Consider the following 26896-nt stretch of genomic DNA (forward strand, 5'->3'; position numbering starts at 1 on the left):
CTGTTCCACTTTATCTTCAATTTATTAGTTCAACCCGATATAATAAAAAGTACAAACCGCACGTTACGCGGCAAAAGGAGCAATGGAATCATGAAGGCAAAGTACCATATGACGGCAGAACAAAACATTTTTGTAGCCAAGCGAAACATCATTGATTATATCTGGAAGAGTGCCAAACTGGAGGGCTTCGCCGTTACCTATCCTGATACAGAAGCCATCTTTAATGGATTAAGCGTTCCTGGCATCAAGGTAAATGAAATTGTTGGCGTAAACAACTTGAAACATGCTTGGCAATTCATCTTGGGGAATCTCGATTATCCAATTGACTTGACCTATATCTGCAAAATCAACCAGTTGGTTGGAGGAGATAACCTGATTGTTCAAGCGGGTTATTTACGAAAAGTTCCCGTTTCTATTGGCGGTACAACATGGCGTCCCGACATGCCTGATGAAGACCAAATCAAAGATGAACTTGCCAAGATACTGGATATCGAAAGTCCTACAGACCGAGCCATTACCTTAATGCTGTATCTGATGAGAAAACAAATGTTCTTGGACGGAAACAAACGGACTGCGATGCTCTCCGGCAATCAGGTAATGATTGCATCAGGTAGCGGGATTATTTCGATTCCTATTGAACATCAACGTACCTTTACTGGCTTATTGGTACATTATTATGAAACAAATGATATGGAAGAAATAAAACAATTTGTATATGATTTTTGTATTGACGGCATTCAGTTTGACCCGATTCAAGAGCAAGATGAGCCTGATCTCGAACGTTAACAGCCCAAAGAGCCGCATTCACACCATTGATGCAGCTCTTTTTCGTTTCCTCCCATCACTATAGGGCAATGCAGGAGCAAGCAGTAATGGATGAATCGGAAGATGAGCAACAACCGGAAGACTTGGGAGATAGAAAGTAATGGAACACTAACCCATGATAAAAAAGAAAAACCGCTCCAAAGGAACGGATTTAGTAGGCTTGCTTGCGCCAATCTTCAATTATAAATGTGTCAAAATTTATTTTTTCTTACTATATACCGCCTTTTGAAGTTTCACTAAGGCTCGTTTTTCCGTCTGTGACACATCTGTCAAGCTAATTTTAAGTTCCGTAGCAATATCTTGGTATGTCCGCTTTATTCCTGATGGTTCAAGTCCAAATCTTTTTATTATGATTTCCTTCTCATGAGTATCCAAGATATCAATATATTTATAAAGTTCTTTTTTATAAAATATATCAACCGTATCCTCTGAGCTATGCCCTGACTCATCAATATAAGTATTTGGGCTTCTTTCTTCTATCAAATCTAAGTCATAGCTAGGTTGGGTACTTTGCTTCTTTCTTGAACGTAGGTACATTAATATTTCATTTTCAATGCATCGCGAAGCAAAAGTGGAAAACTTCACCCCTTTTATAGGATTAAAATTTTCAAGAGCTTTAATAAGACCAACCGTTCCTATAGAAACTAAATCGTCAAAATCCTCATCCGTATGTTCAAATTTTTTTGCTATATATCCTACTAACCTCAAATTGTTTTCTAGCAGTACATTTCGTGCTAAATTACTTCCTTCAGCTACCCTCTCCAAAGATTCTTGAATCTCAGAAGGCTGAGAGTATGGAAAATTATTATAGTTAAATTCTTTAATTGATTCTTCTTCCTCTTCTTTGTTTCCATGGTTTGGTACATCTTCTGAGATATTATTTGGCTTCTTATGATTAGAAACTAATTCAAAATTATATTCACTCAAAATTTTCTCTAAAAAAATTTCGAGATTCGTCATATTCACGCCTACGTATTCTATTCCCGGGGAAAGCAGTTTAAACATAGCGGAATCATTAAAAAAAATAGTAAATACGTTATATTCGGCTGGACTCGTTACCTCTGTGTTTGGTTTGATCTTTATCATCTGTTTTTTTATTCTCTACTTTCAGTTTCTTATGCGGGGGCTGGAGATGTTTATATTGCGGGTAGGCATTCCGCTGGCCTGCGCGGGACTGCTTGACAATGACAAAGGCGTTTTCCGTGCCTATGCTCAAAAATTCACGCAATCCATGCTGGCTCTCGTTATACAAATCGCTTTGGCTAAACTTGGCGTAGGGCTGATGCTGCAAAACCATGTGTTTTGGGGGATGGCCTGTATGATGCTGGCGATTCGCACACCACGTTTTCTGTCTGACTTCCTCATTACAACAGGCGGTGGGGGCGGCGTGGTGAACAACGTCTATCACAGCGTCAAGCTGATTGGTATGGCTCGTAAGCTGAGCAAGGCGGGTTAAAAAGTATGGTTACCCTGGAGGAATTAGCCCAAGCTGTTGTTCTCCTTATTCGAATAGGCTGCGCCTTCCGATTCATCTATACCATGATTCGCCTATCCGGTGCTGACGAGGAGTCCGGTAAATACAAAAAGCGAGCCCGAAATGTGGTTCTGTTCTATATTTTGGCGGAGAGCATTTGGCAGGTGAAGGAGCTGATTCTGTTTTACTACCGATAGCAATATAACAGATGTTATTCGATTGTCGCACAACATAAAAACGTCTCCACGTTTTTCATCTTCGTAGAGACGTTTCTGTCAGTGGGTAAATATCAAACGGTGTATCTACCGTTCCCACTCATCTTCTTCCTCCTGTAGACCGCTGTACGCAATGTTCTCTTTCACATCGGTGCTGTGGTCATCCACCCATCCCAACGTATTTCGGGAATGAACCATCTCCCGCAAACGCTCAATTCGCCCGCGCAGAGCCAGACAAATGGCATCACTGCGAGCTTCGTCCACAAAAAGCGAACCGCGGAAAATGTCCCGTACCTCTTCTTCAATCCCGTCCAACGCAGGCAAGTCCAGCCAATCGAAGGAAGTCACCAATTTGATCTGCTCGTTGTGATCCTGCTTGAACGGCTTGCAGGTCAACTTGCCGTCTGCACGAATCAAGCCTAATGGTTTGGAAAACCAGAGCGACGAGCCGCTATCGTAAATCGGCGCTGGCCCAATCCATTCCATCGTCTCCACATTACGAATCACGCCGAAATTGTTCTGATGCCGGTCTTCATTGGCAATCAGATAATCCACTACAATCATCCGGTCAAGTGCCTCTACAATGCCAGGAATGCCTAGTGCCTCACAGCAGTTCACGTAATGCTGATACACCGACACATGGTTTGGCTTTTGCTGGGTATGCATCACATACCAGGCGGTAATGAGTTCCGTCTGCGGGGTAATGAAATTTTCACACACACTGTAGGGGTAATCTTCCTGCTCCATCAGCGTATACGGAACATGGGGGATGCCCTGCCGCTCCATGATCTTGCTGGCAATCACTTCATTGTACGGTTCTTGCTGGGTGGCCCCGCTTCCCCCTTTCACCAGACAGCGTTTGCCATCCATAATCGCCCATTTCTTTTTCAGCCAGCCATCGGATGTGTTGTCCGGCGACATCAGGCTCATGACATCTGACGAACCTTTTCCGAACAATACATTCCCAACATCCTCAGAAAAGGGATTGTCGAAAAAGTTAATGGCGTTCCACCTCAAATCCGATGCAGACGGACGAATCCAATACTGATCGGACAAGCTCAATCCATAGCTTTTATCCAGCAGTTTTTGTGTCGTGGACAGGTTCAATTCAATGAGCGCTTCTTTAATCCCGTCCCGACTGGCCGGAATAGCACGGCCTCTCCACCATTCATTAAGTGCCGCGCGGTCTATTTTTCCTCGCTTGACAGGTATCCCTACTGGCACATGCTGCTTCGCATAGACCTGTCCAATCGCTGAAATGGTGACTGTCGCTTCATCCAGCTCAATCTCAGCCACGGGTTCATTTTTGTGCATGAGCGTATAAGTTTTATTCCAGGATTCGGCCATACCGTTCACTCCGTTTCTCGGTTCCTTCCTTCTATTATACCAAGTCCGCAGAAGCTTCGTCATGAAGGCTTCTAAAATTTCCATTTCCTTCTTCTGAAAGGAGTCTCACTTGTATGAATCAAGAGCCGCAAACCTTATATATCCCGATGGGCGTCAAGCCGGAAGCAGAGTGGTTTTCCGGTTTTGGCAAACAGCAGTTGGGGCAGAGCATCATCGGTTCCATGCTTTCGGTTGCGCTTGCCTTGTTGATTTGGCTGTTAAAAGGCAGCGTTCCTTTCGCTGTTGTCACCTTTTTGAGCGGTGTGGCGGCATCGGTCATGCTGACAACGAAAGATCGTCATAATCTATCGGTGCTGGATCAACTGCGCTTTATGATGGCGTTCACGAAAAGTCAGAAGCACTATCCCTATCGCGCTTTGCCGGAATGGGACGGTTTGCCTTTATGAGCATTATCGGAATCAAAGGAAGTTTGTTTATTCTCCTGCTTCTGATCACGAGCGCCTTTGACTTGAGAACGCGGCAGATCCCGAACAGCTTGCCGCTGGCTATTGTTGTCGTAGGGCTATTGCATGTTTCTCCCCCAGCCGCCCTTTCCGGCTTGCTGATTACAGGCTTGCCCTACTTACTGGCGGCAATCTTCACCAGAGGCAAAATCGGCGGCGGTGACATTAAACTAATGGCTGCTTGCGGCTTTGTACTCGGTCCCCTCTATGGCACGTTACAAAGCATTCTTGGCTTGGCTCTAGTGTTGCTGTTTGCCATAGGAATCAGCTTCCGCTTTGGCTTTCGGGATACTAAACAAACAGCATTGCCGCTGGCTCCTTTTCTGGCTGTCGGTGGAATCGTAGCCTTTATTCTTTCGCATTAAAGCCACCGTTTACACTCCAAAATCAAGGAGGTTTTTCTTTTGAAATCATGGTTTCGAAATCGTGCTATTGTGGGAATCACTTGTATTGTCCTTTCACTACTTCTGACCTTGGGTATCACTCCCCTCTTGAACCGGACAAGCAGCGAACAAACCACCATCATCCGTCTTGTTAAAGATGTTGTCAAAGGTTCTACCATCACTGCCGACCAAATCGAGTCTGTTCAAGTAGGAGCCTACCATTTACCGCAAGAAGTATTGAACTCACCCGAAGCCGTCATTGGTCAGTACGCGGCTGTAGACCTGAAAAAGAACGATTATTTGCTGCCCTCCAAATTATCCAGCACCCCGCTGGACGCTTACCTGAGCCGCTTGAACGGTAGCAAGCAGGCCATCTCCATCACGATAAAAAGCCTTGCTGCTGGATTGTCCGGCAAACTCGAACCTGGCGATATTGTAACTTTGATCGCTTCGGATTATGGTGAACTGCGCACCACTACGATCATGCCAGAACTGCAATATGTGGAGGTATTGGCGGCAACGACGAGTAGCGGCCAGGATGCACAACAAAGTGGCCAATCAGACAAAGAACAGGACGAACAGGCGCTACCCTCGACATTAACGCTGCTGGTTCTGCCGGAGCAAGCCCAGCTTTTGGCCGATCTGGAGAACAAGAGCAAGCTCCATGCGGCGCTGGTCTATCGCGGAGATGCCAACACCGCAAAGGCATTTACCGATCAACAGGACGCCTACTTTGCCTCAAAAGCGGCTAAGCAAGAGGAGGGCGCTCATGAGCAATAAACCCTTGATCGCTGTTTGGGGCAGCCCGAACAGCGGCAAAACCGTCACGACCATCAAACTTGCCAAAGCCCTCGCAGTGCGGAAGCAAAATGTCCTTGTCCTCTGCTGCGATGTCCTCTGCCCTTCCGTATCAACAATTGCGCCGCAAGGGGCTTCTAGCCATTACTCACTTGGAGAATTGCTTAGTCTCCCTTCCTTGACCCAGGAGGACTTGCTGCGTTACGCGCTGCCGCTGGACGTATCGCCGCGAATTGCCTTGCTCGGCTATAAGAAAGGCGATAACGCCTTTACCTATGCCACCTACAATCGAGAAAGGGCAGTAGACCTGCTCACGCTGGCTCGCCATTTGGCGGATGTAGTGCTGGTGGACTGCACCAGTTTTCTCTCTGCTGACCCGCTTTCTACCGTGGCTCTCGAACTGGCCGATCATGTTGTCCGTCTGCATAGCTGCGACCTGAAAAGCCTGATGTTCTATGCTTCCTATCTACCGCTTGTATCCGATGCCCGATTCCACCGCTCCTCCGTTCTTCCGGTGTTTTCGAATGTGAAGCCGGAACAGGACAGCCGGGAGTATAGTCAAGTGTTTGGCGGCATTCAGGTCATGCTTCCTCATATTCCGCAGCTTGAGCAACAAGCAGCGGCAGCACGTTTGCTAGATGATTGCTCTGGTAAAGAAGCTGCTGTATACCAAAAAGCACTCCAACGTATCATGGATCGGCTTCTTCCCCCAGAGGAACACTCCCCTGCCCAAGTTCCAGGTGACAGTTCGTCTAAATCCCCATCCCGAATGACTCTCCTATTGCAACAGCTATGGCCGAAACGTCGAGGTGACAAGCAATGAACAATGCAGCTCTCTTTTTTTCTGCTACGGAATCCAAGGCATTTAATGAAGTGCTTCAAGACGTGCAAAGCTATCTTTCCTGTAAATATGCTACGTTGATGAGCCGTAAGCCGGAGGAACAAAAGCAACAGTTGATTTCGTATATGAGCCAGTATTTGACTGACAATCGGCTCCATGTGCCGGGACTTTCCTTTGACGAACTGGTTGATCGGCTCTTTGCCGAGATGGTGGAGTATTCCTTTCTGACCCGCTATTTATTTTCCAGAGAAGTCGAGGAAATTAATATTAACGGCTATAACGATGTGAAAATCAGCTATACCGACGGACGCATCCTTCCAGCCGATGAACAGTTCACTTCGCCAGAACATGCAGTAGATGTCATCCGGCGGCTGCTGCACCAGTCGGGTATGATTCTCGATTATTCGCAACCTATCGTGCGCGGCCACTTGGCGAACAATATTCGTATTACGGTATTTGGCCCGCCTGTCACGGATAAGGAGAAAGGCATTGCCGCGTCCATTCGGATCATCAATCCGCAAAAGCTGGCGCGGGAAGACTTTATCGAGAGCGGGACGGCAACGGCTGACATGCTGGATTTTTTAAGTCTCTGTCTGCGTTATGGCTTGTCCATGTGCGTTACCGGAGCGACAGGCAGCGGAAAAACTACACTGATGAGTTGGCTGCTATCTACCATCCCCTATGACAAACGGATATTTACAATTGAGCAGGGAGCGCGGGAATTTGATCTTGTCGTCACCGATGAGTCGGGCCATGTACTGAACAATATCGTGCATACGGTCACCCGCTCCAGCGAAGACCCCCGCCAGCATATTGACCAAGAAAAGCTGCTGGAATTTGCCCTGACCGCCAACCCCGATGTGATCTGCGTAGGTGAAATGAAATCCGCCGAAGCCTTCGCCGCCCAAGAAGCAGCCCGTACCGGGCATACCGTCATTACGACCACCCACGCCAATTCTTGCCTCTCCACCTATTACCGAATGGTGACACTTTGTACGCAAAAATATGAAATGAATGATACCACCTTATACAACCTCGTTACAGAAGCATTTCCCTTGGTGCTGTTTGTAAAAAAGCTGGAGGACAACTCGCGACGCATTATGGAAATTACGGAATGCCGCATTTTGCCGGACGGACAACGTGAAGTCATTCCGCTCTATCGCTACGCTGTTCACTCCACAAGAGAAATTGCCGGAAAAACCATCATCGATGGTGGTTATGAGAAAGTGAACGATATTTCGCCTGGTCTGAAAAAGCGACTGCTCGAAAACGGCCTTCCTCTGTCCCGGCTCACCACTTTGCTTGGAGGTGAAAACGGATGACGGTTCTGCTGCTCTTGGCTTTTTTGGGCCTTTCCACTGGTTTCCTCTTTCTGCTGAACCTGTCTCCGTGTACCTTGTTCCAAGAGCTTGCTCAGATGCTCACTCATTTCCAACCTCATAAGCTCCCTATCGGCAAACGCATCCGGGCTGTTCAACGCCCAAAAAAACTCAAGGGCTGGCGCGCCACCATACAGGAAGCCAAAGCCATTCTCAAACAAACGGGACAGGAAAGCAAGTTGGGACTCCTCACCGTCAGTTCTCTTGTACTGGCTATAGCCGGAGCGATACTCGCCATGTTGCTAAAAAATACATGGCTGGTACCGGTGCTGGCGGCAGGATTTGCTCTCATGCCATTCTGGATGGTGCTGTTTACTTCAACTTTCTATAAAAAACGACTCCACAGCGAACTGGAAACAGCCCTCTCGATTATTACCACCTCCTATTTACGGAGCGAAAATATATTAGCCGCAGTAGAAGAAAATGCGCCGTATCTGAATCCGCCTGTAGCCGATGTGTTTCAAGCATTTCTCGCGGAATCCAAGCTGATTCATGCGAATCTGCGTTTGGCCCTTGAGCAACTCAAGGGAAGAATCCATGATAGCGTATTTCAGGAATGGTGTGATGCTTTGATTGCTTGTCAGGAAGATCGAACGCTGAAAACCACACTCATGCCCATTGTTGCCAAGCTATCCGATATGCGTGTCGTTTCAGCCGAACTGGACTACCTTTTATATGAGCCGTTGAAAGAATTTTTAACGATGGCGCTGCTGATGCTGGGCAATATTCCGTTGCTCTACTTTTTGAATCGGGAATGGTGTACAACCCTGACTACCAGCACTCCCGGCCAGATCATTCTGGCGTTATGCGGCGTGACGCTGTTTATCTCTTTTGCAGCCGTCATTCGTTTAACCCGCCCATTGGAATACAAACGATAAAGGAGGGATACGATGTCTGCGTCTGAAACTGCTTATTGGCTGGGAGAGTTACTAGGGGCCCCCCCTCAAGAGCGGGAACAGGTCGCCAAGTTGCTGTCGATATACGGCACCGCCCACTTTTGGGACCATCTTGAAGAGTGGAACCTTCCCGCTGAACTGCTGGAAAACTTGCAGGCTGTAAAACAGGTATTGCAAGCCATAGAAGGAGGAAGGGATACCTGATGGCAACACCACCATTGGATGAACAAATGATTGCTGACTACGTGAAATCCCTTCACAAACTGACGGGCATTCCGCTCCGTAAGTTACAACAGTATGGCATTCACAACAGTCTACTCAATGCGGTTGAGCATCCTTATGCGTTAGAACTGACGACTAAACAACTTCTCAAGGTAGAGCAGCTAAATGCTTTTCTCCGCTCTCATCGTGTACTTCAATGGGAGGAAGAAAACGCCAAGCAAAGAATCTCAACCCCCGAAACGGCAAGCCGATATTTTTCTGCTTTTCTAGGTGGCGTCAAGGATCGGGAGCAATTTATGGCCGCTTTTCTTGATGTCAAAAATCAAGTCATTGAAACACGTATCATCTCGGAAGGAGGGATTTCGGAAGCACTCGTGCATCCGCGTAAAGTGCTTAAAGCCGCTTTGAACTGCGATTGCTCTTCCATTATCCTGGCTCACAACCACCCGAGCGGCGTACCAACTCCTTCTCCCGAAGATATTTTGATGACAGAGCGAATGGTCGCCATTTTTGACCCGCTGCACATTAGTGTGTTGGATCATATCATCATTGGCGGCACGAATTTTGCTTCATTGGCTCAATTGGGACGAATGCCCCGCGTAGCGGAAAAAGCGCCTTGTTATGAAGTGATTGAAACCAAAGCCCGTGAACCATCAGCTCTGTATGCTGTAGACGAGTTGGAACAAGGGATCGGAGATGAACTTTCAGATGAAGAATGGGAGCGCTAAAGGAGATGTGAAAATAGATGATGGGATGGTTGGTTAGCTTCGACTTTTTTGTAACCGTCGGGGCTTATTTGATTTTTGCCGCTTGGCTCAAGCTGCCTACGCTTGCATCAACACGCGCCATCCTCAAGGTAGCGAAGATCGGTCAGCAGAAAGATTCGCCGATTCAAGCACTTATCTTTCGTTTGTCTGCATGGCTGGCAGGAAAGGTCACGCTTGGCGATTACTATAAACGAAAGACGGCAGCAACCTTGCGATCAGCGGGTATCCAAACAACACCTGAGATGTATATAGCAGGAGCGATTGTCAAAGCTGCTCTTATTTTCGGAGGCGGGCTGTTCCTGCTCCCGCTCTTGCCACTCTTGTTCCCTGTTTTTGTTTTTCTCGCTATCGCTATCTTTTTTAAGGAATCCCGAAGCGCCGACGAGATTGTGCGAAAAAAGCGTGAGCAAATTGAAATGGAGTTGCCTCGCTTTGTCGCTACCGTTGCCCAAGAATTAAAAGCAACGCGGGATGTCCTGCGCATATTGGAGGTTTACGCCAGACATGCGGGCGGCAGCCTGCAAAGTGAACTATGGATGACGGTAGCCGATATGAAAAGCGGTAATCAGGAAACGGCACTATTGAGGCTGGAGTCGCGTATTGGCAGCACCATGCTTTCTGATGTGATACGGGGGCTCCTAGCAGTAATGCGCGGCGATCAAGGAGTCGTGTACTTCGAGATGCTGGCCCACGATTTTAAGCTCATGGAAATTCAGCGCCTGAAACTCATCGCCATGAAACGTCCGGGCAAAATCCGCAAATATTCCTTCTACATGCTCGTCTGCTTCATGTTGATGTACATGGTCATCCTGGGCATGGAAATTATGAAGGCGATGGGCAAGCTATTTTAGCCCATCGCCCCATCCCATGAAGAAAGGAGTATCCCTATGAAGTTCCTCACCAACAAACGAGGCGAGGGCTATATTGATGTGGTTGTCCTGGTGTTGGCTGTCATGCTTTGCATTGCGCTGGTAGTGAAGGTTCTGCCTGTGTTTATTGCAAAATACCAGTTGGATACCTATGCGGCAGAGCTGGCAAGGGAAGCTGAAATTTCTGGCAGAGTCGGGCCGGAAACTACACAGCGCACAGCAGCATTACAAACACAAACAGGACTCCATCCCACGATTTTCTGGAGCAGATCGGGGCAAATCCAGATTAATGAAGAAGTAGCCGTTACGCTGCAAACTACCATTAATATTGGCTTATTTGGCAGTTTTGCATCGTTCCCCATCGAGCTTACCGCCAAAGCCAGCGGAAAGAGCGAGGTGTACTGGAAGTGAAACGTATCTGGCAAAATCGTTTGGGCAGCGGCCTACCTTTAACAGTAGCAATTGTACTGGCGGTGCTGATATTTTCCTGTGCAGTATACGAATACTTGCGTCTTACCATCATTGCTGCTGGTGTACGCGATGCCGTCCAAAGCGCCATTATTTCCGTGGCTACGGAAAACTACAGTAATGTGTATGCTGGCCTTCGCCAAAGCTATTCCGGCGGCTTCAGTCGATCATCAAGCGGATGGGCGGAACAGGTTTCCACGGGCGACATTTATTCGCGGCTCAGCGAAACACTCGGTGTGATCTTGGAAGACAACCAATATGTAAAGCGAGCAGGCAATCAAACCGAATATTCACTGTCCGGGCTGTCTGTTACGATTTTCAATGCCCCTTTTGCCCCTAGTGATCCGAACAGCATCCGACAATTTACTGCCGAGGCTGTGATTCATCTGAAAGTGCCACTATCCTTTGGTTGGAGCCACTTGCCTCCGATGGAAGCAGACCTTCCCATTCAGGCCGTATACAGACCTCGATTCAGCAAATAACATGACTACGACACAATTGTTCACCAATCGACATCCACGTTTCTATTGGTATTTACAGAATTATACAGTATGATAGAGATAGAATCTTTATCTAATACACGAACTTTGACCATAAGGAGTTGCGTGACCATGAAGAAAAAATCCTTGCTGCTTGTTAGTGGAATTGTGATTGTAGTAGCCCTTGGGGGATGGACGATATGGAATGGAGTATCTCAGCAAAACGGAGATGAAATCCAGCCCGATCCTGTTGTTACGCCAGCAACTTCGACCACTCCTGCCGTGAAAGCGCCAGAAATCTCTACAAGTCCCGTCACACCTTCCGAGCATCCTGGCGTGAATTCAGAGCATCCAAACTCTTCATCTGCACCTGCTGTTGCTTCTGAAACCAAGCCCCAGCCCCAACTAACGCCATCCGAAACTCCTGTGCTTCAGCCGGAAAAAGAGAAAAAACATGTAGAAGTGCCGCTTACAAAACCGGAAAAGACCACACAACCTACAGAGCCGCCCAAACCCAAAGTAAAAGAACCCGAAAAAGAGCAATCTCCTGCTGCTCCACCAGAGTACGAAGAAAAAGAAACTCAACCAAACAAGGAAACCGCCACGACACCAAAAGCAGGTGCTAAAAATAGCAAAGGCCAGGTGTATGTACCAGGCTTTGGCTGGGTGGAAGATCAGGGAGGCGGAACTCAGGAAACTGTCGTAGGCAAAGAGGGAGACGAACTGACCGGAAATAAAGTTGGTACAATGGACTAAATACTAACTGTCATTCAAATCTGAGAGCGTAGCGACTTGCTGCGCTTTTTTTCATTCTTAGGGAGGCCTTGCTTATGAAAAGATGTGTTATGTCGATCATTTTCCTCATTTCATTCTTGCTCGTTCTTCCTCCTTTCAGTCTAGCAAGTGGTGAAGGTGACGGAAACATTGACCATGGCGGTGGAGGAATGGGCAACGGTAGCAATCAAAACTTCTGGAACACCCATGATGAGGGTGTTCGTGTCACGATTGTTCGAGACAGCGATAAAACGCCGATTGCGACTCCAGTTGATTTTACGAATCGAACGCCTCCTAGCAACATTCTGCATTTTGGAAAAATCAGCAAGTCACAGTATGCCAATGGGACACGACTTTCCCCCAATACTGGAGTTTACAATTATGTTCATCCCCAAAAAGAACTCCCTTATATCATCAAATCAAATCGAGGGCAAACCAGTATTGAAGAAATTAAGAGCTACTTCACCGATGAGCTGGTGATTCGTTATATTGCTCAAGCTAGCCGCGTAGACTACGATACCCTCATTAATGGAAACTACAAACTCCTCCTTGAACCTATCGCATACATCACCTTCCAAGGCACAAAAATGGCCATGACCGCGCATGAAGCAGCTCTGTACGATCAAGTTCTTAGCGGTGGTCTGCGCTCCAAAATGGTTAGCCTTACCCATCAAAATTTACCGCTATCGATGTTCCTCGAAACGGCGGATCTTGGTTTTCCTGCCTGGAATGGTTCAACCAGTAACCGCGTCAGCAACGACCAAATTCTATCTTCACTGGGTCTCGGAATTGTGCGTTTCAAGGATGCCCCAACTACTCCCCCACCTAGTCAAACCAGTGTAGAGTATCGAACCAACACTGATGTCATTACCTCTGTACGTCTCTCCACTTCCGCTCAGATTACTCCTGACACCTCTGCCAGCGTTACATTCTCCATTATGGGAAGCAGCCTCACCGTGACGAATATCGTCATCCCTGAAGGTGAAAGCCAATTAGTATGGGTAAAGTGGCGAACACCAAGTACACCACAAACCGTTTCTATTCAGGTCAGTTCCTCAGACGGCAGTCTAAGCGAGAATTTAATTAAAGCCGCTATCGTCGATTTAGATCAAAATCCTCCGCCTGACCCAAAAGCGACTGATCGAAATTCCGCTTATAGGCTCCCCACTGTCCCGGCTTACTCAGGCAAAACCTCTGCTTCCTGGGGCGTATGGTCTGCTACTTGGCATGAATATTTAGTTTGGATTCCGGATTGGGAATGGGTTGAAAATTCCAAAGGCAAAGGCCGCTGGAGAGATCGCGGCTATTGGGAAGATCAAGGCTGGTGGGATTACCACCGCACAAGCTATACCGCCTCTTTATCTGCAAACCAAACCATTGCTCCAGATTCCAAATCCCCCACCCGTTCAACCAGTCAACTGAAATCCGGGTATGGCATTGAGATCAACAGTACCACCTCACTCTCCTCCAATGCACCAAGCAGTCATATCACAGGCGCTCAACATGCCATCTCCTACTTTCCTGAGTTCACGTATCAGAAATACTGGCGGCTGCACGATGTTAAAGTACCCGGATACAGCGCCAGCTTTTGGCTAAAACCCAATGAGTACTCCACCTATGAAAGCCCGGTTCATTTCACCCCCATCTGGTTCCCGGACGGCCCCTACACTCCCATTACCCGCATTCTGGATGCATGGACACCTGCTGGAATGCTGACGCTTCAACTGCAAAGTACCATCACGATTTCCGGCAATCTCTTCTCGGACTGGCACATTGCCCCGCAGAATACTAAGTAGAAAGAGGGTGCTGCTTCTATGCTGCTGCCTATTCTCATCCTGCTCCTCTGCCTTGTCGGCGGGGGAGCCGTTTTATTTTACTTAAAAACCAGCAAACCCAAATCAAAAGAGCAAGCCAATCTGAACGGTCAAACTGCTCAACAATTCGTTAACGTTCAAGACATTCGTGGGAACTTCCTCTTTACTCAGGATGGCTGGCTACTCTGCTATTTGCGTATTTTCCCCATTAGCCTCGACCTTCTCAGCGCTTCAGAGAAAAAATTGCTCATTCAAAAACTGACAGCCGAATTGTCTTCTATCCGCTTTCCCTTCAAGTTTCTCGCCGTCAGCCGTCCGGTAGATATTTCTCCGCTCATCTCCGAACTGGCTTCCTCCCTCTATACTGCCGATCCGAAGCAAAAAGAGTTGTTACGGCAAGAAATCGCTGAAATGAACAACCTGGCTCTATCCGGCGAAGTCGTGGAACGGCAGTTTTACTTGATCCTCTGGCAGCGACAAGAAAATGGTGAACGCGACCTATTGGAGAAAGGGAAGCGGCTTGTGCAGCATTTTGAAGACGGACAAGTCCAGGCCCATGTATTGAAGCAGCACGAAATTGTTCAGTTATGCAATTTAGTTAATAATCCGGCCTATACCCATTTAGAAGATGCAGAATCGAAAGCAACGATTCCGTTTTTAAGGGAGGTATGAGTCATCGAACCTGCTACCGCAAAGCTGCTTGCCAGACTCGCTGTCAAAGTGGCAACGGACGAAAAGGCCCGCAAACGTTTGTGGATGCTCATACTGACGCTCACTATTAGCTTTCTACTCCTCATATCCCTGATATTACAACTCCTTACCTCCCCGATTGAGTCACTCAAACTGATGCTGGGAGCCGGTGAGGAGCCGGTGGTCAATGAGCTGCGGATGGATTATGGCTATACGCAATTGCTCCAGGAAACAGATGAGGGATACATGGAAAGCCTGGGACAGCAATACGAAGGGGTCATTTTGAAGGATGGTAGCCGGGAAGTCGTTTATTTCAACCAACTGGATAGCCGTTGGGCCGATAAGCCTTACGGTCCCCGTGATACTATCGGCGTTTCCGGGTGTGGCCCTACCTCGCTTGCTATGGTTGTATCTACGTTGACCGGAACAACCGTCGATCCGGTTGCTATGTCCAAGTGGGCTTATGACAACGGCTATCTGGCGGAAGGCACAGGCAGCTACCATAGCCTGATTCCTGACGGAGCCAAACATTTTGGATTGAAAGTAGAAGGGGCTTCGCTCAAAGAGCCACGAAAGGTCTTGGAAGCCCTCTCCAATGGAAAGCTGGTCATTGCCATTATGGGCAAAGGCCATTTTACCTCATCCGGTCATTTTCTGGTGCTCCGTGGCGTAACTGCGGAAGGAGAAATTTTAGTTGCAGATTCAGCCAGCCGCAAGCGTAGCGGGCAAACATGGGACTTCTCCATCATTTTGAATGAAGCCCGCAAGAACGCTGCGGCAGGCGGTCCCTTTTGGATTATCAGTTAGAGGAGGCACAGCATGACAAAAGCCGAAAAAAACGAAATAAATGTCAATACTTCCTTACTAAATGTCATTACCCCCATAGGTTTGGAGTTTTCCCGCAACGGCCTTATCATTGGTGAGCAGGCTGCGAAACTGTATGGCGTCATTCAGTATCCGTCTAAAGCAAATGTAGGCTGGCTTTCTACTCTTACCAATCTGCCTTCCACTATGGTATCTATCGGCTTCCAGCCCATTGATAATAGTGCGCTCATCACGGCTATATCCAAATCCATTACGCAAAATCGAAGTATGTCCGACAGCGCCAAAGACCCGCTTACCCGACAGCGCGCAGAAAAAGCCGCCACAGACGGCGAAAACATTATGCTGCAAATTGACCAAAACGGAGAAACCGTCGGTCTCATGAATGTCCTCGTCATGCCCTTTGCCAATGATGACAAGCTCTTTGCCCGCACCTGTCGGCGTGTTGAAAACACCTTCAGCCTGATGCGTTGTAAAATACGCACATTGGCCCACTTGCAGAAGGACAGCCTGCGGCATCTTTCTCCGATGTATCCGAGTCAAAATTCCATTGAAAATATCCTCAATAGAATTATGCCCATGAGCACCTTTGTCGGAGGATTTCCTTTTGCCAGCAGTGGTTTTAACGATGGGAGCGGCTATTATCTGGCGAAAGACGCCAGCGGCGGATTAATCATCATCGACCCCTGGAAGCGCGGCGGCGACCGTACCAATTCCAATATGGTCGTAATGGGCGTGGCAGGCGTGGGCAAATCCACTGCTGTAAAGCATATTGCGCTCAGCAAATATATGAAGGGCACCAAAGTCATATTCATAGACCCTGAATCCGAATACAAGGAACTCTGCCAACAGCTAGGCGGCGACTGGATCAATGCTGGCGGCGGCTCAAGCGGCAAGATTAATCCACTGCAAATCCGCCCGGCTCCCCGCGATGAGGAGGGCGAAGAACATCCGCTCTATAAGGATGAAGGAAACGGCATGTCCAACATGGCCTTGCACCTTAAAAATCTGGAAATTTTCTTCAACTTGTATATCCCCGACCTGAGCATGATGCAAAAAGCCGTTCTCAAGCAATGCTTGATTGAGCTATACAACCAGTTTCGGATAAGCTGGACAACGGATATTAACAAACTGCAAAGCATCGACTTCCCCACATTTACTGACCTATACCAACTCATTCAGCATAAAGAGCAGACATTGGGCGATGAGGTGTACAAAGAACTGTGTCTCCTCCTCTTTGATATTGCCCATGGCGGGGACTCCTTCCTTTGGAACGGTCACAGTACAATTCAAACCCGTAGCCGCTGTATCTGCCTAGACACCCATTCCCTGCAAAATACAAGCGACAATATCAAGCGAACCCAATATTTTAACCTGCTCTCCTGGTGCTGGGAGCAAATGTCGCAAGATCGTACCGAACGGGTGCTGCTGATCTGCGATGAAACGTATTTAATGATCGACCCACAAGTGCCACAGAGCTTGGTCTTCCTGCGCAACGTTGAAAAACGCTCCAGAAAGTATGAGGCGGCTTTGGCAATCATTTCTCATAGTGTTGTGGATTTTCTGGCTCCAGAAATCAAAATGTACGGACAAGCCTTGCTCGACATTCCCTGCATCAAGATACTTATGGGAACTGATGGTAAGAATCTGCAAGAAACACGAGAACTGTACAATTTGACTGATGCCGAAGAAGAACTGCTTGCCAGCAAAAAACGTGAACACGCCTTGTTGATGATTGGCTCCAAGCGTATCCATGCTCATTTTGAAATCCCGGATTACAAATTTGCCTATATGGGTTCGGCTGGAGGACGATAACGATGGATAAACGAAAGCAGCTCATGGAGTTGTTCTTCTATGTCGTCCTAGTCATTGTCGGACTTATTCTCCTGGTTATGAAAGAGGGATGAAGCATGATTTTATATCTCACCAGTGAGGCCCGCGTCAATTTACTGGATTTTTTGGAGAAAGAACAAGAGTTGCCTATAAAAAAGTTGACAGGTGGTTTCTCTCTCTTATCCTTTGTCATTAAGGATATGCGGCATTTTGCTCATGTTCGTTATGTAACTCTGGATAGAGCGGCAATAACGGAATCCGATGAAGAATTGATACAAGCCTTACTGTCTTACCAAACTATCTATGACATTCGCGTTGTGTTGATTGTGGAAGGGCTGCCGCCTGGCAGTCCTTTTCTCCAAGAACTGATTCAAATCGGTATACTGAATATCGTAACGGCTACAGAAATAGAGGAGATCCGGGCAGAACTGCGGGAATGTTTTTCCGAGGAAGGGATGCAGCGGTTCAAGCCTGCCGCTCTTCCCCTGGTAGAAGAGAAAAAAACAAACCTCGTACATCTGGAAGAAAACGTGCAGTATCACTTTACCTGCTCAAATCTAAAAATTGCAATTGCCGGATGCGACCGCCGAGTAGGAGTAACTACGACCGCAATGAATCTGGTCTGCTGGATTAATGCACATGGAGGAACTGCCTGTTACGTAGAGGCCAATCCAAACAATCACCTGGCTCATATCATTCATTTGTTTGAACCGGAGAAGACAGGAAATGCTTACATCCTGGAAGGTAACGATCTCTACATGACGAAGGAATCGCTTCGAGATTACAACGTCATTGTCTTCGATTGTGGTGTTCTTGGAGAACAGCGTATTCAAGAAGATTTTGCCACAGCAGATATTCGCGTACTTTGCGGGTCTGCGATGCCTTATGAACTGGCAAGGTTCTATCGGGCAATTCAGCGGTGTAAAAATCATTCTGTGCTATCGCTGGGATTGTTTGTCCCCCATGATTTGAAGCCGTATCTGCTTGAAACAATAAATCAGAACATTCTTTTTGGCACAAGTTCACATGATTTATTTGATCCGCATGTTAATGGCGAGTTGTATAGAAAGATACTGCAAGCAAACATAGAAGCTTGACACCCGAAAAGTAAATACGGAAACAAGGAGATGGCGATAATCAATGAATCAAGCGTATTTAATTGCCGTGGCAAGCGGACATGACCAGAACGAGGTTGTTTGTCTAAAAGCAGATCCTCAAAACATTGCGTCATTTCTGACGCAACACCACGGGGCTCCATTTATCAGTATGGATACCTTGCACGATTTCCCCTTTTTAACTGCACGGTATGGCTTTGTTGATAAATGTTACGACCAAATCTTTCTTATCCATGAGCTACTGCCGGTTCTTATTCCAATGCAAATGGGCGAAACTGATTTCCAAGTGCCTCTTATCATTACAAATGAAGCAGAATTAATCGAGTACGAAGCACCAAGGCCTGATTGGAATTGCTTGAAGGACTACGGAATTTCAGACGAAGAATACAACGAAATGTGCATAATGGACAGCGAAAATGAAGTGCATGAACGCTAAGAACATGTGAAATGAAACCGTCTGTACCAGTTCAAGTGACATGAAGATCAGTTCATTGGTCAATGTACAGTCCAACGGTTCAAGGATTATCACATCCGAGACTCCGTACTTCTTTGCTACTTCCTATCACTGTGAGTTCCCAGACCTCTTTAATAAGGTTTGCCAAAACCACTGTTCCTTTATCTGAGTGTAATGTTTGTTGTCGAAACTGACGCCCTATGCAAATGCATCAATCATCAAAAGGCTATCATCTTTCTCCAGTAGAAGTAAAAGTTGGGGTGCGGAAATGCCTAAAAGATAAAATTCCAAGGATTAGGAAATTTTCTTTTAGGAATGAGAAGTCTTCATCTCCGGTCCCCTTGCTAACTTCATCATTAACCATCGAGAGATATTGTTCGAAACTCTCAGGTAACTTGACTAGTATTGTAATACTTTGACCATGTTAAAAAAATAATATCGCGTTAAAATGTATTATGGAACTAAAAAAACCTTAGTATGAAGGTGAGGTAACTGTCGTGGACGATAAAGAATCTTGGTTAACTCAATGGAAGTATTGGGCTCAATGTTCTATAAAGATACTAGATGAATATAGTCCACACATAAAGTTATCCAACGAAGAATATATATCTTCTTCTAATCATGCGTTGATTCAATCTAATCCTAAGGGATTTTTCCTTTTTGGGGTCTTAGATGAAATTTCAAAGGTTGGCACGTCGATGTTTAGATGGATAGAACTTATTTCGGGCGAAGAAGAGATCGATCCTAAATCTTACCCGGCAAGAAGTGTTATTCAAGCTGTGTTTGAAGAACAACAAATGTGGAGCCGTAAATTACTTGAAGCCTTGGTCGATTTGATTTTGTTTATGAGAACTGATAGAGAGTTGTATTACAAGCACTACTTGTTATTAAAAGAACTTTGGGGGTTAATGGATTCTTTTAAGGATTGGAGTGAGTTCTTTGGTCATCCCTCGAATAATCTTGATTTTCAAAAGAGAATATGGACTCAAACTATAAGTACCATCGAATCATCAATCGACCTAAATAAATGTTGGTACATAAAACAGGTGCAGAGAACCTCTATCTCCAGGCCCAATAAGGAATCTTTCAGACAGAAATTAATGAAGGCATTACTAGATACAAACACAAGGGAAAAACTAATGGCTCTTCGCTATACTCTGTGGAAAAAGTAGCGTCCGAGCATGATGATAGAGCGATTTGACATGGAGCCTCTGCGGGCATGAGTACTCGCGAAAGCCGCGAAGCACAAGGACTTCGCGTTGCTAACCAGCTTATCATGCCCGCCTCTCCATATAAAATCGCGATCTATTACACCCATTTCCAATAGCGAGGAAGCAAACTAATTTTCGGATTAACATATCAGGGTTACTCGCAGTTAAGCGAATCTATACATTTTACCTCTGACAGAGATAAAAATTTTCCCAATGAAGAACAAATCGAATTAAACATGTGGAGAATCTGGTTGTCCATTCTTTGTATAGTTGGGAGACTACAGCATCTAACGGGAGTTCAACCTAATGGATTTAATGATGAAATAAATACACTATTATCCCTTCCGACAAATGAAGACGAACTAATATTAAAAATGACAGGTGACTTTTTTCAGATAAGGGATATTGTTATCTTAGATAATCATGAACTTTGCATGATTGAAGATGTATCAACAAGCAACTATGGCTATAAAATGTTTAAATTGGATTATCTTCAACGCAAGGTTAGGCCAGAGCCGTATGATGAATGGCTACCAGGTAATAAGATTCACCTTATTTATAAATTCAGCGACCATCAGAAGGCTTTGGATACAGATCCCAAAGTAAAAGAATTTCTTAAAGACATATCAGATGAAGACTACCTAGCTCATTATAAAAAATATTTTGTTGAGAAATGGGAGAAGGGTATGAAGGACTATTTTCTTAAACGTGATAAAAGGGCATTCATCAGAGCCTTTAGTGAATAGACAAAAAGTGCAACTTAATTTATCTACATTGGCGGTAGACTAAGATCCTATAAGTTTTTCTTAGTCTACCGCTCTTTGCATTAGTCTCAAAAGAACAAAAACAAACAGACTCCTACCAGTGAAATTGTAGCATTCGCTGGTAGGAGTCATTAGCCTCGCGGCGGTTATTGGCGAACTCCATCGCTATTCAACATAAAACAATTCTAGACGCTTAGCCTAAAACCGTCATGATTAATATCGATGAGAAATCAGACTCTAGCGTGTAAGCTATTCGCTATAGATTGCTCTTAAAGCCTCCCATTGATTGGGCTTTACCGCAATAATCGGACGAATTGACTTGGCTTGCTGCTCAGCCTCTTCCAGTGTCGGCGCCATCCCCAGTTCTTTCAGCGTGCCAACTGCCACCGTGCCTGTTCGCCCCTTTCCACCGCCGCAATGGAATGCGACTTTCTTACCTTCCCGGTAGGCTTTAACCACTTCTTGAATCGCTGATTGGAACAGCTCGGCTTCAGGCTCCACCGTATTATCGCCCAAAGGTACTTTGATCCATTGTACTTGCGCGGACGGATAGGCACATTCCTCCGCTTCCTCACGGAGATCTACAACGACTTCTACACCTTCCTCGGTAACCATCTGTTCAACATCCTTGGCACCACCAAAGAAAATCTTGTCCTCAACCAAGGCTTGATAAGAATTGCTCAAAGGGATTCTCCTCTACACTTTGTTTTTATCCACCAACGAACGCCCGGAGTTGCTGTTCACCTACAGGTTCGTTAGCTTTCCAAGGGACTACAGTATAATAATGTGCAATATCACCAACCCGTTCTAACCAAGCTTTCTCCGCAAGGGTTCTGTTGAATAATACAGGATGAGAAGTATTGACGGACTGCCAACTCTGATTAACGACCCACCAACGGGGTTCTATTCCAGCCCGCCTCAAGTCTTCCTGCAATCGTTCCGCCTCAAGAACAGGGGTTGCTTCTGGAAGCGTGACAATTACGACATCGGTTTCGTCAGGGTTCCGTAAACGAGGAAGCAAATGACGGACATGATCTGGTATTTCCCCCTTGGACCGGAGAACTTCACGATGGTAGGCTTCTGCCGCATCCAGCAAAAGCAAAGTATGACCAGTCGGAGCCGTATCCAAAACAATAAAACCGTCCGAGGCTTTTTCTACGGCTTCCGAGAATGCACGGAATACGGCAATTTCTTCTGTACAAGGTGAAGCCAAATCTTCCTGCAGCAACGCTATTCCTTCTTCATCCAAATGAGAGGCGTTCTGAGCCAAAACCTCTTGTTTGTACTGTTCTGTGACCATTTTGGGGTCAATACGGCTTAGTACTAACCTGTGATGGTGATGGGATTGACCCATTGCGAATTCAAGATGAGCTGCTGGATCGGTCGTTGTCAAATGAACATTGAATCCCTTATCGGCCAACCCGACCGCAATAGCTGCCGCAATAGTGGTTTTACCCACACCACCTTTGCCCATGGTCATGATTACGCCGCGGGATTTCGCAGATAATTGCTCCAACAGATGCGCAAGATGCTCAGGGTATACGACCGAATCATCCGTTTTCTCCAACTTCAGCGTTTCTGGTTGATTTTGAAACATCGTTTCCAGAGCCGACACACCGGTAAGACCTCGCGAATTTAATGGAACCATTGTGACAGGAAGTTTTTTCAACGCATCCGGCATTTGTTCAAGTGCAGCATCCTGACGGTTGCGGTACAATTGGGCTGTCGTATCTTCTCCTGGTTCCATGAGTAGCCCATTCAGGACGAGCTGCTGATTTTGAATCCCGATCTCTTGCAGCTCATGGGCAGCGCGCGCGGCTTCAGCTAACGCCGCATGATCCGGTCTAGCCACAAGGATCAGAGTGGTTCTTATGCTATCCGCTAACGCGGCCACTGTTTCGGCATACAAATCCTTCTTGTCTCCAAGTCCAGATAAAGGTCCAAGACAGGACGCACCATGCTGGCTATCTTCTAAAAATCCAGTCCAAGCTTTCGGTAACTGCAAAAGTCGCAATGTATGTCCTGTCGGCGCCGTATCCAAGACGATATGGTCGTAACGGTCTTGAACTTCAGGTGCGGCTAATAGTTTGGAAAACTCGTCAAAAGCCGCAATTTCCACCGTACATGCACCCGATAATTGTTCTTCAATGTTTGCAATTGCAGCCTCCGGGAGGATGCCGCGATATGGTCCAACTACCTTTTCCCGATACATCCGGGCCGCCTCTTCCGGGTCCAGGTTTGCAGCGTACAGACCTTGAATGCCCGGAATTGCTTTAGGGTCGGCTTGCAGTTGAATTTGAAATACGTCATCCAGGTTGGAAGCCGGGTCCGTGCTAACAATGAGCACACGCTTCCCCGATTTTGCCAATTGAATAGCTGTTGCACTAGCAATCGACGTTTTACCTACGCCGCCTTTGCCTGTAAAGAAGAGAAAAGGAGTGACCAACGATTTCGGTTGAAAAGGAATAGTATCCATGCTTCGTTTCTCAGCAGCAGGTGCTATCGTTCCCGCAGCAGCTCCCTTGGTTCGGCTTTATTTCAATGGAACGGAAGGACGAACGCTGTACGGAAGCAGGCAGTTTCTCACTCTCAAGCCATTCCCGGAATTCAGACATGACCGGGTAATCTCGTTCTTTGCATACTTTGCCATCCACAAGGGTGATAGGCAAAATGTCTGTGCCATGGGCGGCAAGAAGCGACTTCACGGTAGCGTTACCTGCAAAAGCATCCAAATCCTGAGAAAGATTATACCGCTTAACGAAGACGCCTTGTTTTTTCAGTGCTTCCACATCTGCCGCGGCCTGGACCAGCTTGGAGTCAACAGACGGACCGCAAACACCGGTCGAGCAGCACAAAGCGGGGTCGAAAATTTCAATTTGCTTCATACAAATCTCCTCCATGTGTTTGAGTTATTTGCCTTCTTTAACAAAAGCATCGATCCGGGCTTTGATCGAATCACGCACTTCCCGGAATTTGCTCATGATTTCTTCTTCTGTACCGGTAGCTTTAGCGGGATCATCAAAGCCCCAATGCCATTTCACGACATTTTTGTTGGAGATAACAGGGCAATGCTCATCGGCATGACCGCATAGGGTAATGACATAATCGGCTTTGTTCAAAATCTCCGGATCAATAACGTCAGAGGTATGGGTGCTGATATCTACGCCTGCCTCCTTCATAACCTGAACCGCCTGGGGATTGAGTCCGTGTGCCTCCAGTCCCGCACTTTTCACTTCATACTTCTCATTGCCAAGGGCTTTTAAGAAGCCATCGGCAATTTGACTTCGGCAAGAATTGCCGGTACAAAGAAAATAGACAAGCTTTTTGTTCTCCATGTTCAGGTCTCCTTTTATGGTGAGTATAGTTGGAAATCTAACATTCCAGACAATTTCTCCTTAATATTATTGACAACGGTTAATCGTTTCGGCACTAACTTGAGCTACCTTTTCCTTTTGAGAAGGAAGCACCTGGAGAAGATCCTGAAGGTAAGGTTTATCTTGGATCTCCAAGGAATAATAAATCCATTGGCCTCTGCGAGATTCTTTCACTAATCTGCCATCCTTCAATTTTCGCATATGCTGGCTGACATTCGGCTGGCTGGTCTGTAATAGTTCAGCTAATTCGCAAACACAACACTCTCGTTCCTTTAAAAAAGACAAGATGGTCAACCTAGTTTTGTCACCAGCTAACTTTAGTTCATCCGCTAATTTCTCAATTGATACCACAAAATGACCTCCTCATCCGTTTACGGATATGTTCAGCCCCCTCAACAATTCGATTACCTTTTGTTTGATTTCGTCCCGAGCCCTCCGTACGTCTTCTAATCCACCCCCGTGCAACGGATCGGGAATATCCCATTGAACATTCATGATACCGAAGGGAACGATTGGGCATTTCTCATTCAATTGTTCGCATAACTTTACGATTGCATTTGAGGACATAAAGGTCTTCATGTCGATTTGCTTCGAGACGTTGGTTGAAATATCAATCCCTACTTCTTTCATGACTTCCACCGTATAGGGATGAATTTCACTGGCTTCGAGTCCTGCACTTTGTGAAATGACCTGATCTCCACCGTAATGCTTGGCGAAAGCTTCAGCAATTTGGCTACGGCAGCGATTTTGAAAACAGAGGAAATACAGGCGGACTGGCTTCTTCATTATTGTCTCACGCCCTTTCATATTTGTACATCATTATATAACTAAATGATTATATATAAAAGATTAAGTATGTTAAAATGATGTAAAAACTAACTGCCGCCACCTGCGGTGTATTTGGGACTTTCACTCGTTAGTTCAACTTTCCCCATTTCTTTTCATTTACGCAGGAACCGATTAATTTTTTGTGTGATATATCTCGCATCAGCGCCTACACCACGTATTGTCGCTGACGCAAATGAGCGTTGGTCAGTCAGACCGACATAATATAAACCAGGAATTGTCGTACTCATGCCGGCAACATGTTTTGGCCTGCCAATAGAATCAAGTGCGTCTGTCTGCTTAAAGGAACGGGATATTCGAACGGTATCCCGTTGCGAATATCACACTGTTTACGGGTTCCCTTTGCCCGTTTGACCAAACGACTCCCTCCGGATAAAAAGCAGTGAACATCTGATTTTGATTCGGATTGCCATTTTCCATTTTCTCTCGGTAGCCACCGAGATCGAACACGGAAATAGGATTCGGCGGTTCTTTTCCGATTCGATAGAAAAGAAACGTATCAATCCCTGTTTTTTCAACCAGTAGTGAAGATCAAATCCTAAAAACCGCTGCCGAGTAAATTGAACCGGATTTTGAACGGCTAAGGATACTTTAGCATGATTTTCCAGTTCTACTGCAATTTGTACAGCCGAATTCCCTCGTCCGACAACGATAATCCGCTGTTGTAGAAATGGTTGGGGTTTCTTGTATTCAGACGAATGAAAAACTTTCCCTTGAAATAGTTCCGATCCTGGTCAGTATCGGAACAATGTTCCTAATGTTAGTCTATCTTTCCTTTTAAAACGAGGCAAATATAAAGTGGATTGACTCGAAGTTCCGATACCAATAACATTTTCGGAACTTGAATATTTTTTTTAAGGGAACAATCAAATATGTATTTGAATATTCGAGAGGTTTGGTGTATTATAATAATCAAATTAACATTTGATTGTTTAGGGGGCAAAGAATCGACTATGAATAACTCTTGGAACAAAGTGATTTATCGGTTCTGGGCTCCCTTTTATGATTATTTCTTTAATTCTGGCCCTTTTTTAAACGCTCGGAAAAAGATTTTTGAGAACCTCGACATTAAGCCGAGAAGCAAAATTCTTTTTGTGGGCGTCGGTACGGGAGCAGACTTGCAGTTCATTATGGGCAAAGATATTTCAGTTACTGCAATCGACTTGTCATCCGAAATGCTTGATAAGGCAAGAAATAAACATGATGCACCAAACTTTACGTTCACAGAAATGGATGCGCAACATTTGACATTTTCTCCGGAATCGTTCGATATGGTCATTGCGAATCTGATCCTATCTGTCGTACCCGATCCGGATCAATGTTTTCAAGAAATGATTCGGGTTACTGGATCTGGGGGACGTATAGTCATTTTCGATAAATTCGCCCCTCCCTCGCAGGAATTGCCTGTAATTAAGAAATTCCTTCGTCCCGTCGTAGCCATGATGGGGACGGACATTGGCCGTCATTTTGAACAAGTCGTAAAACCATACGAAAACCATATTCGAGTGGAGGAAGATGAGTCTGCCTTGTTTAACGGTATGTATCGTAAAATCATACTTTGTAAAATCCAAGCTTAAACTACTGGCAAGATGGCCGGATGGAGGGTGAAAGATGCGTAAAGAAGACACTAGAGATTTTATACCAGCCCTGAGATTTCACTGGCTTACATCATTTTATGATCCGATATTACGCTGGACAATGAGGGAGTCTACCTTCAAGAACAAATTAATTAG

At 46.0% G+C, this 26896-nt stretch carries 32 protein-coding genes, 1 pseudogene and 1 riboswitch; of the genes and pseudogenes, 24 read left to right on the forward strand and 9 right to left on the reverse strand.

Annotation, left to right across the window (positions count from 1 at the left end):
- Positions 1-90 precede the first annotated feature (90 nt).
- Entirely contained in the window at positions 91-786 is a 696-nt protein-coding gene (locus tag MJ257_RS02070; RefSeq protein WP_212978222.1) for a Fic family protein, read from the forward strand.
- Between the two features lie 237 nt (positions 787-1023).
- Here the strand turns inward: MJ257_RS02070 and MJ257_RS02075 are convergent, their stop codons facing one another.
- Complete coding sequence (locus tag MJ257_RS02075; RefSeq protein ID WP_240267672.1) at positions 1024-1830, reverse strand: sigma-70 family RNA polymerase sigma factor; 807 nt, start codon at positions 1828-1830, stop codon at positions 1024-1026.
- Positions 1831-1849: 19 nt separating this feature from the next.
- Here MJ257_RS02075 and MJ257_RS02080 point away from each other — a divergent pair, with 19 nt between their 5' ends.
- Both MJ257_RS02080 and MJ257_RS24770 read left to right on the forward strand, forming a co-directional pair.
- Entirely contained in the window at positions 1850-2281 is a 432-nt protein-coding gene (locus tag MJ257_RS02080) for a conjugal transfer protein TrbL family protein (RefSeq protein WP_270405844.1), read from the forward strand.
- A gap of 83 nt (positions 2282-2364) precedes the next feature.
- Entirely contained in the window at positions 2365-2496 is a 132-nt protein-coding gene (locus MJ257_RS24770) for a hypothetical protein (protein WP_270405769.1), read from the forward strand.
- A 105-nt stretch (positions 2497-2601) separates the two neighbouring features.
- On the opposite strand, the gene MJ257_RS02085 is transcribed toward MJ257_RS24770, so the two are convergent.
- Positions 2602-3861: a HipA domain-containing protein gene (locus tag MJ257_RS02085; protein WP_240267674.1), complete on the reverse strand. Its 1260-nt coding sequence runs from the start codon at positions 3859-3861 to the stop codon at positions 2602-2604.
- Between the two features lie 113 nt (positions 3862-3974).
- Between MJ257_RS02085 and MJ257_RS02090 the strand changes: the two genes are divergently transcribed.
- The 20 genes from MJ257_RS02090 to MJ257_RS02185 all read left to right on the forward strand — a co-directional run bounded on the left by MJ257_RS02090 (position 3975) and on the right by MJ257_RS02185 (position 20925).
- Positions 3975-4307 carry a hypothetical protein gene (locus MJ257_RS02090; protein WP_240267675.1) on the forward strand — a complete coding sequence of 111 codons (333 nt, stop codon included), beginning with the start codon at positions 3975-3977 and terminating at the stop codon, positions 4305-4307.
- Positions 4304-4729 (forward strand): prepilin peptidase, encoded by a 426-nt coding sequence (locus MJ257_RS02095; protein WP_240267676.1) that lies wholly within the window; start codon positions 4304-4306, stop codon positions 4727-4729. The genes MJ257_RS02090 and MJ257_RS02095 overlap by 4 nt, the downstream gene beginning before the upstream one ends.
- Positions 4730-4768: 39 nt before the next feature.
- Entirely contained in the window at positions 4769-5527 is a 759-nt protein-coding gene (gene cpaB / locus MJ257_RS02100; RefSeq protein WP_240267677.1) for a Flp pilus assembly protein CpaB, read from the forward strand.
- On the forward strand, positions 5517-6368 hold the full coding sequence (locus tag MJ257_RS02105) for a ParA family protein (RefSeq protein WP_240267678.1): 852 nt from the start codon (positions 5517-5519) through the stop codon (positions 6366-6368). The genes cpaB and MJ257_RS02105 overlap by 11 nt, the downstream gene beginning before the upstream one ends.
- Positions 6365-7708 carry a CpaF/VirB11 family protein gene (locus MJ257_RS02110; protein WP_240267679.1) on the forward strand — a complete coding sequence of 448 codons (1344 nt, stop codon included), beginning with the start codon at positions 6365-6367 and terminating at the stop codon, positions 7706-7708. The genes MJ257_RS02105 and MJ257_RS02110 overlap by 4 nt, the downstream gene beginning before the upstream one ends.
- Positions 7705-8643: a hypothetical protein gene (locus MJ257_RS02115; protein ID WP_240267680.1), complete on the forward strand. Its 939-nt coding sequence runs from the start codon at positions 7705-7707 to the stop codon at positions 8641-8643. Before MJ257_RS02110 ends, MJ257_RS02115 begins: the two co-directional genes overlap by 4 nt.
- 12 nt (positions 8644-8655) lie before the next feature.
- Positions 8656-8865 carry a hypothetical protein gene (locus tag MJ257_RS02120; RefSeq protein ID WP_240267681.1) on the forward strand — a complete coding sequence of 70 codons (210 nt, stop codon included), beginning with the start codon at positions 8656-8658 and terminating at the stop codon, positions 8863-8865.
- On the forward strand, positions 8865-9611 hold the full coding sequence (locus tag MJ257_RS02125; RefSeq protein ID WP_240267682.1) for a JAB domain-containing protein: 747 nt from the start codon (positions 8865-8867) through the stop codon (positions 9609-9611). Before MJ257_RS02120 ends, MJ257_RS02125 begins: the two co-directional genes overlap by 1 nt.
- Before the next feature lie 17 nt (positions 9612-9628).
- Positions 9629-10501 carry a type II secretion system F family protein gene (locus tag MJ257_RS02130; protein WP_240267683.1) on the forward strand — a complete coding sequence of 291 codons (873 nt, stop codon included), beginning with the start codon at positions 9629-9631 and terminating at the stop codon, positions 10499-10501.
- 36 nt (positions 10502-10537) lie between these two features.
- On the forward strand, positions 10538-10930 hold the full coding sequence (locus tag MJ257_RS02135) for a DUF4320 family protein (protein ID WP_240267684.1): 393 nt from the start codon (positions 10538-10540) through the stop codon (positions 10928-10930).
- Entirely contained in the window at positions 10927-11469 is a 543-nt protein-coding gene (locus tag MJ257_RS02140) for a hypothetical protein (RefSeq protein ID WP_240267685.1), read from the forward strand. Before MJ257_RS02135 ends, MJ257_RS02140 begins: the two co-directional genes overlap by 4 nt.
- 129 nt (positions 11470-11598) lie before the next feature.
- A complete protein-coding gene (locus MJ257_RS02145; RefSeq protein ID WP_240267686.1) occupies positions 11599-12222 on the forward strand; it encodes a DUF6550 family protein in 624 nt (207 codons plus the stop codon).
- A 74-nt stretch (positions 12223-12296) separates the two neighbouring features.
- Positions 12297-14036, forward strand: a complete 1740-nt coding sequence (locus MJ257_RS02150; RefSeq protein WP_240267687.1) for a DUF8193 domain-containing protein — start codon at positions 12297-12299, stop codon at positions 14034-14036.
- Between the two features lie 18 nt (positions 14037-14054).
- Positions 14055-14726: a TraC-like domain-containing protein gene (locus tag MJ257_RS02155; RefSeq protein ID WP_240267688.1), complete on the forward strand. Its 672-nt coding sequence runs from the start codon at positions 14055-14057 to the stop codon at positions 14724-14726.
- A 48-nt stretch (positions 14727-14774) separates the two neighbouring features.
- The gene (locus tag MJ257_RS02160; protein WP_240267689.1) at positions 14775-15551 is read left to right on the forward strand and encodes a C39 family peptidase; all 777 of its coding nucleotides are present in this window, start codon (positions 14775-14777) and stop codon (positions 15549-15551) included.
- Positions 15552-15563: 12 nt separating this feature from the next.
- A complete protein-coding gene (locus MJ257_RS02165) occupies positions 15564-17381 on the forward strand; it encodes a VirB4 family type IV secretion system protein (protein WP_240267690.1) in 1818 nt (605 codons plus the stop codon).
- A 95-nt stretch (positions 17382-17476) separates the two neighbouring features.
- Positions 17477-18496, forward strand: a complete 1020-nt coding sequence (locus MJ257_RS02170; protein ID WP_240267691.1) for a hypothetical protein — start codon at positions 17477-17479, stop codon at positions 18494-18496.
- A gap of 43 nt (positions 18497-18539) precedes the next feature.
- A complete protein-coding gene (locus tag MJ257_RS02175) occupies positions 18540-18950 on the forward strand; it encodes a hypothetical protein (RefSeq protein ID WP_240267692.1) in 411 nt (136 codons plus the stop codon).
- 515 nt (positions 18951-19465) lie between these two features.
- Positions 19466-20140: a hypothetical protein gene (locus tag MJ257_RS02180; protein WP_240267693.1), complete on the forward strand. Its 675-nt coding sequence runs from the start codon at positions 19466-19468 to the stop codon at positions 20138-20140.
- 275 nt (positions 20141-20415) lie between these two features.
- Positions 20416-20925, forward strand: coding sequence for a hypothetical protein (locus MJ257_RS02185; RefSeq protein WP_240267694.1), 510 nt, complete (start codon positions 20416-20418; stop codon positions 20923-20925).
- A 133-nt stretch (positions 20926-21058) separates the two neighbouring features.
- A riboswitch (Fluoride riboswitch) is annotated at positions 21059-21119 on the reverse strand.
- A gap of 73 nt (positions 21120-21192) precedes the next feature.
- Here MJ257_RS02185 and MJ257_RS02190 read toward each other — a convergent pair.
- The 7 genes and pseudogenes from MJ257_RS02190 to MJ257_RS24945 form a co-directional block, all read right to left on the reverse strand.
- Positions 21193-21627 (reverse strand): protein-tyrosine phosphatase family protein, encoded by a 435-nt coding sequence (locus MJ257_RS02190; RefSeq protein WP_240267695.1) that lies wholly within the window; start codon positions 21625-21627, stop codon positions 21193-21195.
- Between the two features lie 25 nt (positions 21628-21652).
- On the reverse strand, positions 21653-23419 hold the full coding sequence (gene arsA, locus MJ257_RS02195; protein ID WP_240267696.1) for an arsenical pump-driving ATPase: 1767 nt from the start codon (positions 23417-23419) through the stop codon (positions 21653-21655).
- A 10-nt stretch (positions 23420-23429) separates the two neighbouring features.
- Positions 23430-23828: an arsenite efflux transporter metallochaperone ArsD gene (gene arsD, locus MJ257_RS02200; protein ID WP_240267697.1), complete on the reverse strand. Its 399-nt coding sequence runs from the start codon at positions 23826-23828 to the stop codon at positions 23430-23432.
- A 24-nt stretch (positions 23829-23852) separates the two neighbouring features.
- On the reverse strand, positions 23853-24278 hold the full coding sequence (gene arsC / locus MJ257_RS02205) for an arsenate reductase (thioredoxin) (protein WP_240267698.1): 426 nt from the start codon (positions 24276-24278) through the stop codon (positions 23853-23855).
- A 66-nt stretch (positions 24279-24344) separates the two neighbouring features.
- Positions 24345-24668 (reverse strand): ArsR/SmtB family transcription factor, encoded by a 324-nt coding sequence (locus MJ257_RS02210; protein WP_240267699.1) that lies wholly within the window; start codon positions 24666-24668, stop codon positions 24345-24347.
- A 12-nt stretch (positions 24669-24680) separates the two neighbouring features.
- The gene (locus MJ257_RS02215; RefSeq protein ID WP_240267700.1) at positions 24681-25103 is read right to left on the reverse strand and encodes an arsenate reductase ArsC; all 423 of its coding nucleotides are present in this window, start codon (positions 25101-25103) and stop codon (positions 24681-24683) included.
- A gap of 389 nt (positions 25104-25492) precedes the next feature.
- Positions 25493-25885 (reverse strand): annotated as a pseudogene (locus MJ257_RS24945) (NAD(P)-binding domain-containing protein); the annotation flags it as partial.
- Positions 25886-26116: 231 nt separating this feature from the next.
- Here MJ257_RS24945 and MJ257_RS02220 point away from each other — a divergent pair.
- Positions 26117-26740 carry a class I SAM-dependent methyltransferase gene (locus MJ257_RS02220; protein WP_240267701.1) on the forward strand — a complete coding sequence of 208 codons (624 nt, stop codon included), beginning with the start codon at positions 26117-26119 and terminating at the stop codon, positions 26738-26740.
- Positions 26741-26896: the final 156 nt, after the last annotated feature.

The organism is Paenibacillus timonensis, from assembly GCF_022427145.1.
GTDB lineage: Bacteria > Bacillota > Bacilli > Paenibacillales > Paenibacillaceae > Fontibacillus > Fontibacillus timonensis.